Origin of the sequence: Enterovibrio baiacu (genome assembly GCF_004120195.1) — a bacterium.
Taxonomy (GTDB): domain Bacteria; phylum Pseudomonadota; class Gammaproteobacteria; order Enterobacterales; family Vibrionaceae; genus Enterovibrio; species Enterovibrio baiacui.
In genome coordinates this window covers 274,239-283,124 of the sequence record NZ_SCHN01000010.1, presented here as the reverse complement: position 1 = coordinate 283,124, position 8,886 = coordinate 274,239, and the positions used below count along the sequence as shown (strand labels likewise).

Below are 8,886 nucleotides of genomic sequence, written 5' to 3'. Positions count from 1 at the left end.
TGACAAAAGAAAGTGGACGCTACAAAGGAAAACGCGTCATCCAAGGAGGACGCGCTCAAGTGCGGACAGTTCTTTACATGGCAATGATGTCTGCGATGCAATGTAACCCTACTTTTAAAGCAACCTACACGCGTTTAGTCAACGCTGGAAAACCCAAAAAAGTCGCCATCATTGCCTGTGTGAGAAAGATGGTTGTTATCTTAAATTCTATGCTCAGAGACGGCAGCATGTGGGATGAAAACAGTGCTAAGAATTAATCATTGACGCCATAGTCGTTTGTTAAAACAGCGGGAAATTGCCTACCACCTCAATGACTGCGAAGCCAAAGCCTACCTGTGTTTTGATGGAACCGAGGATTTACCCATGGGGAAATTCGGCCATGAAGGCTTCCAGCACGCAGACGCTTGCAAGCATTTCATCGCTATGCCTGGGCATGCTTCGTCAACAGCGCCTTCGTTTCAACACTGGTTGTCAGCGCCCGCTTCGCCCTTTGAATCGATTGTCCGCCAAGGCGATGACACCGCCGTGATCCTCTATACATCAGGCACTACCGGCCAACCCAAAGGTGCGGAGTTGTCTCACAGCAACATGATGACAAATGCCATGTCATCACAAAACCTGATGCGACTGGAATACAGCGACACAACCATGGCGACATTGCCACTTTTTCACAGCTTCGGCCAAACCGTGATCATGAATGCCAGCATTCTGACAGGAGCAACCATGGTGTTGGTCCCTCGTTTTGAGCCCAACGACGTGATGAACCTTATCGTAAACAACAAAGTCAGCGTTTTTGCCGGTGTACCAACCATGTACATCGCATTACTTCGCGCCAGTGAGCAATCCACCACACTGTCTGAGAAGGTAAAGCAAAGCCTGCGTGTCGGTATCTCTGGTGGCTCTGCGCTTCCCTTGGAAACCATCAGGCAATTTGAATCCCGCTTTGAACTGCCCATCCTTGAAGGCTACGGGCTTTCCGAAACCGCGCCTGTCGCCACCTTCAATCATATCGACAGTGATCGCCTCGCAGGCAGTGTTGGTCAACCCCTTTGTGGACACATGATTAAGATCATCGACCTCGCGGGGAATCTCATGCCAACCCATGCGCACGGCGAGATATGCGTGAAAAGTCCGAGTGTGATGAAGGGCTACTTCAATCGCCCTGACGCCACCAAAGACGCATTCGCTAATGGCTGGTTTAAAACCGGCGACATCGGGTATCTGGACGCGCACTGCAATTTGTTCATTGTCGATCGCGTGAAAGACATGATCATTCGAGGGGGTTACAACGTGTACCCGCGTGAGATCGAAGAGATGATGATGTGTCATCCCAGCATCGATACCGTTGCCGTGATCGGTGAACCGCACGAACGGCTCGGGGAGGAAATACACGCACACGTCATATTGAAAGCAGATGCGGACGATACCAGCGAAGACACCCTGATTGCATGGTGTAAAGAACAACTCGCGGACTACAAATACCCAAGACGTATAATCGTCCGCCAAACCTTTCCGATGACCGCCACAGGGAAAATTCTCAAACGGGAATTGCACCAAGAACAACAAGGAGAATGAACCATGGATCACTACGATTTTATTGTGGTTGGCGGTGGATCAGCGGGTTGCGTCTTGGCGTCACGTTTAACAGAAGACCCTCGCGTTTCCGTTTGCCTTTTGGAGGCGGGAGGCAAAGACGACAGCGCACTCATTCATACCCCCGTGGGCATGGTTGCGATGATGCCCACCAAAATCAATAACTGGGGGTTTGAAACTGTGCCACAAAAAGGGTTAAACGGCCGAAAAGGCTATCAGCCCAGAGGGAAAACGCTGGGTGGCTCCAGCTCCATCAATGCCATGATGTATGCGCGCGGTCATGCGTTTGATTATGACCACTGGGCGAGCCTCGGTAACCAAGGCTGGAGTTATGCCGATTGTCTGCCCTTTTTTAAACGCGCAGAACACAATGAAATCCACCATAACGCCTATCACGGCCAACATGGCCCGTTGAATGTCACCGATCTTCGCTCTCCCAGCCCATTGTTAGAGCGATATCTTCTAGCCTGCGAATCGATTGGTGTACCCAGGAACCCTGACATCAACGGCGAAGAGCAATTCGGTGCAATGGCCACACAAGTCACCCAACGCAATGGCGAACGGTGCAGCGCTGCAAAAGCGTATTTAACCCCCCATTTAGGACGCCCCAACCTCACCGTGATTACCAAAGCCACGACACATAAGGTGCTCTTTGAGGGGAAAAAAGCGATAGGCGTCGAGTACGGTTCACAGGGGAAGCGATATCAGATTCACTGCAAACGAGAAGTCATTCTTTCTGCTGGTGCCTTTGGCTCACCTCAGTTGCTGCTGTTATCAGGTGTTGGGGCAAATGCAGATCTCGAGCAACACGGCATTACCCCCATTCATGAGCTGCCTGGTGTGGGGGAAAACCTTCAAGATCATATCGACCTTATTCATTCCTACCGCTGCAGTGCAAAACGTGATTCTTTTGGTGTATCGCTCAGCATGGCCTCCGAACTGACCAAAGCCATTCCTGACTGGACCAAACATCGAAAAGGAAAACTCAGCAGTAATTTTGCCGAAGGCATTGGCTTTCTTCGCTCAAGTGATGACGTTGACGTGCCAGATTTGGAGTTTGTATTTGTTGTTGCTGTCGTTGATGATCATGCGCGAAAAATTCATGCTAGCCACGGGTTCAGCAGCCACCTCACGCTGTTGCGTCCTAAAAGCATTGGCACGGTGAAATTGAACAGTGCAAACCCTTATGACTCACCGCGCATCGATCCCAATTTCTTTGCTCACCCAGACGACATGTCGGTGATGATCAAAGGATGGAAGAAGCAATATGCAATGCTTGAAAGTAAGGCGTTTGACGATGTAAGGCAAGCGGGGTTCTATCCCGTGGATCCAAACGATGATGACGCGATTGAGCAAGACTTGCGTAACCGTGCAGACACCCAATACCACCCGGTTGGCACGTGTAAAATGGGCACCAAAGATGACCCCATGGCCGTTGTTGATGACGAGCTCAAGGTGTATGGACTCGAGAACCTCAGAGTGATCGACGCGTCTATTATGCCTACGCTGGTGGGCGGTAACACCAATGCACCCACCATCATGATTGCAGAAAAAACAGTCGCTGCGATAAAAGCGAAATACGCAATCAAAAGCGCTGCTGCATAAAAAAAGTTCGCTCAGTTTGGGCGAACTCTTTCACTTTTTCATGCACTTATTGCCATCACTCAGAGCCAGCTTTCAATGGGCAACAAACCGCTCAGCCATGCCCCAGTGCGCAGCAAGAATCCCGAATCGGGCTCAGTATCAAACGAACGGTGATAGTAATGATCAACCCAGCGCATTTCTCCGTTGTCCATCTTCACTTGATACGCGTTCTTGCTCAGTGCTTCAAAGAACGTTCGCTGCGCACTGTAGACGTAGTTTGGCGTATCAAACATCACCGCCATTTCCGTGTTCAAACGGGCAGAGCGTGGGTCCAAGTTCATTGAGCCAACAAAGAGCTGTTGCGAATCAAGCATCATGACTTTGGCATGAAGGCTTGAGCGACTGCTCCCCGTCACACTCCAATGATGGCGCAAATAGGTGTGCGCCTTCATTTCCCAAAGCTCAACGCCCCCTTCCACCAGCGCTTGGCGATATTTCGCATACCAGCCATGCACGGCGAAAACATCGTTCGACGCTAAGGAATTGGTCAGCACCACAATGCGCTTGCCACTTAGCGAGGCTTGAATCAACGCGCGCGTACCCGCCTCCGTGGGTACAAAATACGGCGAAATGAGCACCATCGAGGTTTCCACCCCTTCCAGCACCTCAGTAAGCCCAGTGATCAATAAGCTGTCGCCATCATCGACCTTCGCGGGAGAATCAAACAACAAACGCGCGGGCCCCCAATTCAGAGCAATCTGGTTGTCTTTGATTTTCTTGTACAGCGGCAAGGTCGCGAAGTTGTATTCATCACTGGTGAACTTGTGTTCGATGCGCGAATCCGCGCGCCAACGGGCAACATCTTCCGCGTTAGGGACACGTTTACTCTTTTGGATCCAAGACATCGGCACGGAATGTTCGCTGTTCCAATACAAATCGAACTGTTCCGCGGTGTCTTCTACCACGGGGCCATTGAGTAAAACGTCGAAATCACCAAATTCCACGCTGGAGCGAAATGAGAAGTACTCGTTACCAATATTGCGCCCACCCACCACTGAAACCACACCATCAGCCGTGATCGACTTATTGTGCATGCGGCGATTTAAACGCTCTGAATCGGTGATCCAAGAGAGCATTCTAAGGGCGCGAAACTGGTGAGGATTAAACAAGCGAACATGAATGTTGGGATGCCCATTCAGGTACGCAATATCACTGTCTTTACGATTTTGCATATCATCGATCAGTAACCTGACTTTTACGCCACGTTCCGCCGCCTCATACAAACGCCAAGCAATCAGTTGGCTCGTTTCATCGTTACTGAAAATGTAGTACTGCAGATCGAGGCTATGCGCCGCCGACTCAATCATGGCCAAGCGCGTCAGTAACGCATCATGCCCTGTTTCTAGTGGGAAGAAGCCTGAAAAGACGTCTGGCACATCCTTTGGCTTCGAAAAGTAATCAGACAGCAAGGTATTGGCTTGATAGCCCGTGTGGTACTGCACTGCTTTAGGCGCATGCCCTTCGCCATAATTTGGCTGATAAGTGAAAGCCACAATGACACACACAGTGAGGATGGCTAAAAAAGAAAGTAAAAGTGTCTTTCTCAAAAGGTTGAATCCATTCAATTTCGTTGCCCATAAATTACCACATCGTGTTCAATTTGGCGCATATAGTGAGACAGGTTAACGAATTTTGAATCTGGATTGATGTAGCGCTCTAAATTTCACACTTTGAGTACTGACAACTCACTTTAAAACTGCATTTCTTTTTTACAATCTCCCAATATTTAGCACTCCCCAAAACCACCTTTTAATATTCAGCTCAGTCGCAAAATCGCTCACTGGAAATTAGGCATCGTTTCATCTCCGTCTTTGGGTATACTAGCGGCAACTAACATCGCCAGGTGGAATTGAAAATGGCTAAGACCCTGACTCAGGAACGTATCGCAGAGATCCTTAAATTCGACGTAGACCAACGCTATAAGTATTTAGTGAAGGAAGTTGTCGAGAACCGTGAAATTTGGATCCTGACCGATGAACACGGCTGCGTGATGCTGAATACCGAAGACGAAGATTGCGTGCCAGTGTGGCCTAACGAAGCGTTCGCACAAGAATGGGCGACCGGTGAGTGGGAACATTGTAAACCAGAAGCGATTGGCCTAAACAAATGGCACAGCCGCTGGACGAACGGTTTGATGGACGATGAGTTGTCTATTGTTGCGTTCCCGAACATCGAACTGGAAGGCGTTGTGCTGTTCCCAGACGAGTTCGATTTCGACCTGTCTGACCAAGCAAAAAAACAAAAGCGCTAATTGCTCGTTGCCTCTTTAAGGCTGGCGGCTATTCAATGCTGAATAGAAAAAGAGCGGGCATTGCCCGCTCTTTTTGTTTTTGCTGTTCTAGCGTAAAGCCACAGGGTTCACCCTCGTGTGCTCTGCCAGCACATTGATGGCCGCCGCTTTGTAGAGCGGATTGGCTTCAATGTTTTCGTAAAGCCACTTGCAGCTAAACACCATTTTAATGGCGTGCACTTCTGGCACTGACGTGATGCCGCTTGCAATGTCTTGCCATTCCGTCGCATCCACATACGCTTGCGCTTCTGAGGCTATCGTCGGCAAGGTTTCAGGGAAACCTTTTTCAAGGTACAAGCCTGTCAGCCATACCCAATAGCGCTGCCAAAGCTCGGCCAATACAGGGCGAACACTGTTACCACTTTGCAGCATTTGCTGAGTGATATCCGCCAGTGCTTGATACGCCGTCACACCATGTAAGGTCGTGAGTGCTGGCTCGAACAAGTACAAGCTAATGGCACGATCACCAATCTCTTGGATTTTAAGCTCAAGGTTTTCTTCTGTAATAAAGAAATTCTCAGCAACGGCGATGTCGTGAAGCACAGGTTCAGAACACAAGCGTTCACACACACTCAGGCTTCCACCCCAGAAACTGATTTGGGGTTTTGCCGCATGCAGCAGTGCCCAATTCTCCGCGGCACTGGCTGACACCGTTGTCAAATTCGTGCGAGGTGGCAGCATACGCTTATACAAATCTTCGTAACGGATCGCCCAGTAAGCGAGTGCATCCGCAATCAAGCCTTTATCGCCGTGCATCATGGCAAAACTCAATCTGATCAATGGGTGAAACAAGCCCATTGGCAGTGCGTATTGCAGCCTTTCAAGCACGGAAAGCAAGTACGCGTTTTGATCGTCAGTCGCATTCAAGCCTTCAAAGAAAACCCGCTGGAAATCTGCCAGCATGTTGGCTTGCCCTAAATAGTCAGGCCAGTTTTCTTGGGTGATCACGCCTTTGTCCATCAGGCGTAAATCATCGCTGATTTTTGAACGATAACGCGGCCAGGTTGAACGGAAGTTACGAATGTCTTCATCGCTCGCTCCCAAACCTTGCAATGACATGATGGTCATCGGGTAATGGTTCGCCATGCCGCCTTTTGTCACGCCCCCCAAGTTGGGGTGAAACGCGCTGTCTTTTTGCATTTCATCGTTTACCAACGCAGACATGTCTGGCGCTGCGTTGAATAGCCTTGTCGCCGTGTTTGATTTTGTGAATAACATAATGACTCCTCCGTACGTTGGTAATGAATTCTTTGTTCGTGTTTTTCTTAACGCATAGAAAAAATGCGCTTACAAAAAGTCGACCGTTGGGGCAACCGGCACAATACCATGCGGGTTGCGCAGTGGACTTTTTGAGTTGTAGCCGCGGCGATACACATCCAGATCGATGGTGTCTCGCACGCCCGGTTGTTTCACCAGTGTTTTTAAATACGCCGAGATATTCGGGTAATCACGTAACGCTTTCAGGTTGCATTTGAAGGCGGTGAAATACCCCACATCAAAGCGCACCAGCGTGGGCAATAATCGCCAATCCGCTTCGGTGATCGCATCGCCCAGCAAGAAGGTCTGCTCGCCAAGGCGGGCTTCGATCTTTTCAAGCGATTCGAACAACACCGTCACCGCTTCGCTATAAGCGTCTTGCGTTCGTGCAAAACCCGCTTTGTACACGCCGTTATTGACCGTGTTAAAAATCCAATCGTTCAGCGCATCAATGTCTTGCGCCAATGCGGCTGGGTAAAAATCTTGCTCATCACCCGTGACGTCATTAAACGCACTGTTGAACATGCGAATGATCTCTGAGGATTCATTGCTGACAATGGTTTGGGTTTTCTTATCCCAGAGCACGGGCACCGTGACGCGCCCGGTGAAATCAGGGTTCGATTTCACGTAAAGCTGGTGCATGGCTTCAAGGCCTAGCAGTTCGTCGGTAAAGCGCGGATTGCTCGCATCAAACACCCAACCTTGATCGGTGCGCAGCGGCGCGACTAACGACACGCTCACCACGTCTTGCAGCTTTTTCACTTGGCGATAAATCAAGGTACGGTGCGCCCATGGGCAGTTCAGCGCGGCAAAGAGGTGGTAACGACCTGCTTCGGCTTTAAAGCCTGCATCGCCGCTTGGCCCTGCTTCACCTGTCGTGGTTACCCAGCTTCTGAATTTGGCCGTGCCGCGCACAAATCGCCCTTGTGCGTTTTCATATTCTTTGGCTTCCAATTCACGCAACGCATCATCGGTCAGCCAACGGCCTTCAACTAATTTTCCCATTGCTTCACTCCTTTACTGCGCGTCACTCGCTTGCTCTGCGTTGACGTGTTTGAATCATTGACCTATTTGTTCTCGGCCGTGTGGTGTCGTGAAATCCAATGCTGGGCCAAGCGGCACAATGCGCGTCGGGTTCACCGTTTCATGGCTGCCGTAATAGTGCGCCTTGATGTGGTCGATATTCACTGTCTCGGCAATGCCCGGCTGTTGATAAAGCTCGCGCAAGTAACCTGAGAGATTTGGGTATTCGACGATGCGGCGACGGCTACACTTGAAATGTCCGACATAAACAGCATCGAATCGGACCAAGGTGGTGAACAAACGCCAGTCTGCTTCAGTGATTTGGTCACCGACCAAATATCGGCTTTCTGCCAGGCGCGTTTCCAGCTTGTCCAAGGCGCTGAAGAGCTCCTCCACCGCTTCGTCATAGGCTTCTTGCGTTGTCGCAAACCCTGCGCGATAAACGCCGTTATTGATGTTCGGGTAAATGAAGTCATTAATGTCATCGATAGCCTCTCTCATCGCTTCGGGGTAGAAGTCGCCTTCTTTTGCGCCGACATCGTCAAACGCGCTGTTAAACATGCGAATGATTTCTGCAGATTCATTGCTCACAATGGTGTGGGTTTTCTTGTCCCAAAGCACAGGCACGGTTACGCGTCCGGTATAGTCAGAGCGGGCTGCCGTATACACTTGGTGCAGGTACGTTTTGTCGTTCACGCCGTCTGCAATCACGTCGTCGCCCGGCAAGAATGTCCAACCGTCATCGCCCATAAAGGCATTCACGACAGACACCGAAATCATCTCTTCTAGCCCTTTTAACGCTCGGAAGATCAAAGTGCGATGCGCCCAAGGGCACGCGAGAGACACATACAAGTGATAGCGACCGGGTTCGGCTTTGAATCCGCCTTCACCGCTTGGCCCTGCTGAACCGTCCCGCGTGACCCAACTGCGAAAGCTGGTGGCTTTGCGGGTAAAACGTCCGTTGGTTTTCGATGTGTCATACCAATCGGTGCGCCATGTTCCGTCGACCAATAAACCCATAATGTGTCCCTCTTAAGCTATGTGTTGTGCTGATGGAGTAACAATACGGGTTGTCGTGT

Annotated in this window: 8 protein-coding genes; 4 read left to right on the top strand and 4 right to left on the bottom strand. The window is 50.2% G+C overall.

What is annotated here, in order from left to right; all coding sequences use genetic code 11:
- The 3 genes from EQP46_RS12555 to EQP46_RS12545 all read left to right on the top strand — a co-directional run.
- Positions 1-257 (top strand): transposase (locus EQP46_RS12555; protein ID WP_161972861.1); only part of this gene is annotated, 257 nt, incomplete at its 5' end.
- A 19-nt stretch (positions 258-276) separates the two neighbouring features.
- On the top strand, positions 277-1,575 hold the full coding sequence (locus tag EQP46_RS12550; RefSeq protein WP_240671720.1) for an AMP-binding protein: 1,299 nt from the start codon (positions 277-279) through the stop codon (positions 1,573-1,575).
- Between the two features lie 3 nt (positions 1,576-1,578).
- Complete coding sequence (locus tag EQP46_RS12545; RefSeq protein WP_129493987.1) at positions 1,579-3,198, top strand: GMC family oxidoreductase; 1,620 nt, start codon at positions 1,579-1,581, stop codon at positions 3,196-3,198.
- A gap of 59 nt (positions 3,199-3,257) precedes the next feature.
- On the opposite strand, the gene EQP46_RS12540 is transcribed toward EQP46_RS12545, so the two are convergent.
- Positions 3,258-4,784: a phospholipase D family protein gene (locus tag EQP46_RS12540; protein WP_129493986.1), complete on the bottom strand. Its 1,527-nt coding sequence runs from the start codon at positions 4,782-4,784 to the stop codon at positions 3,258-3,260.
- A gap of 308 nt (positions 4,785-5,092) precedes the next feature.
- On the opposite strand from EQP46_RS12540, the gene EQP46_RS12535 reads away from it, so the two are divergent.
- Positions 5,093-5,488, top strand: coding sequence for a DUF2750 domain-containing protein (locus EQP46_RS12535; protein WP_129493985.1), 396 nt, complete (start codon positions 5,093-5,095; stop codon positions 5,486-5,488).
- A gap of 87 nt (positions 5,489-5,575) precedes the next feature.
- Here the strand turns inward: EQP46_RS12535 and EQP46_RS12530 are convergent, their stop codons facing one another.
- From EQP46_RS12530 to EQP46_RS12520, 3 genes are all read right to left on the bottom strand, one after another.
- Complete coding sequence (locus tag EQP46_RS12530) at positions 5,576-6,745, bottom strand: questin oxidase family protein (protein ID WP_129493984.1); 1,170 nt, start codon at positions 6,743-6,745, stop codon at positions 5,576-5,578.
- Positions 6,746-6,814: 69 nt separating this feature from the next.
- The gene (locus EQP46_RS12525; protein WP_129493983.1) at positions 6,815-7,789 is read right to left on the bottom strand and encodes a glutathione S-transferase family protein; all 975 of its coding nucleotides are present in this window, start codon (positions 7,787-7,789) and stop codon (positions 6,815-6,817) included.
- A gap of 54 nt (positions 7,790-7,843) precedes the next feature.
- A complete protein-coding gene (locus EQP46_RS12520; RefSeq protein ID WP_129493982.1) occupies positions 7,844-8,827 on the bottom strand; it encodes a glutathione S-transferase family protein in 984 nt (327 codons plus the stop codon).
- Between the last annotated feature and the right edge of the window lie 59 nt (positions 8,828-8,886).

Coding starts and splice junctions, on each gene's coding strand:
- EQP46_RS12545 (WP_129493987.1), top strand. CDS start 1,579: ATGGATCACTACGATTTTATTGTGGTTGGCGGTGGATCAGCGGGTTGC.
- EQP46_RS12535 (WP_129493985.1), top strand. CDS start 5,093: ATGGCTAAGACCCTGACTCAGGAACGTATCGCAGAGATCCTTAAATTC.
- EQP46_RS12530 (WP_129493984.1), bottom strand. CDS start 6,745: ATGTTATTCACAAAATCAAACACGGCGACAAGGCTATTCAACGCAGCG.
- EQP46_RS12525 (WP_129493983.1), bottom strand. CDS start 7,789: ATGGGAAAATTAGTTGAAGGCCGTTGGCTGACCGATGATGCGTTGCGT.
- EQP46_RS12520 (WP_129493982.1), bottom strand. CDS start 8,827: ATGGGTTTATTGGTCGACGGAACATGGCGCACCGATTGGTATGACACA.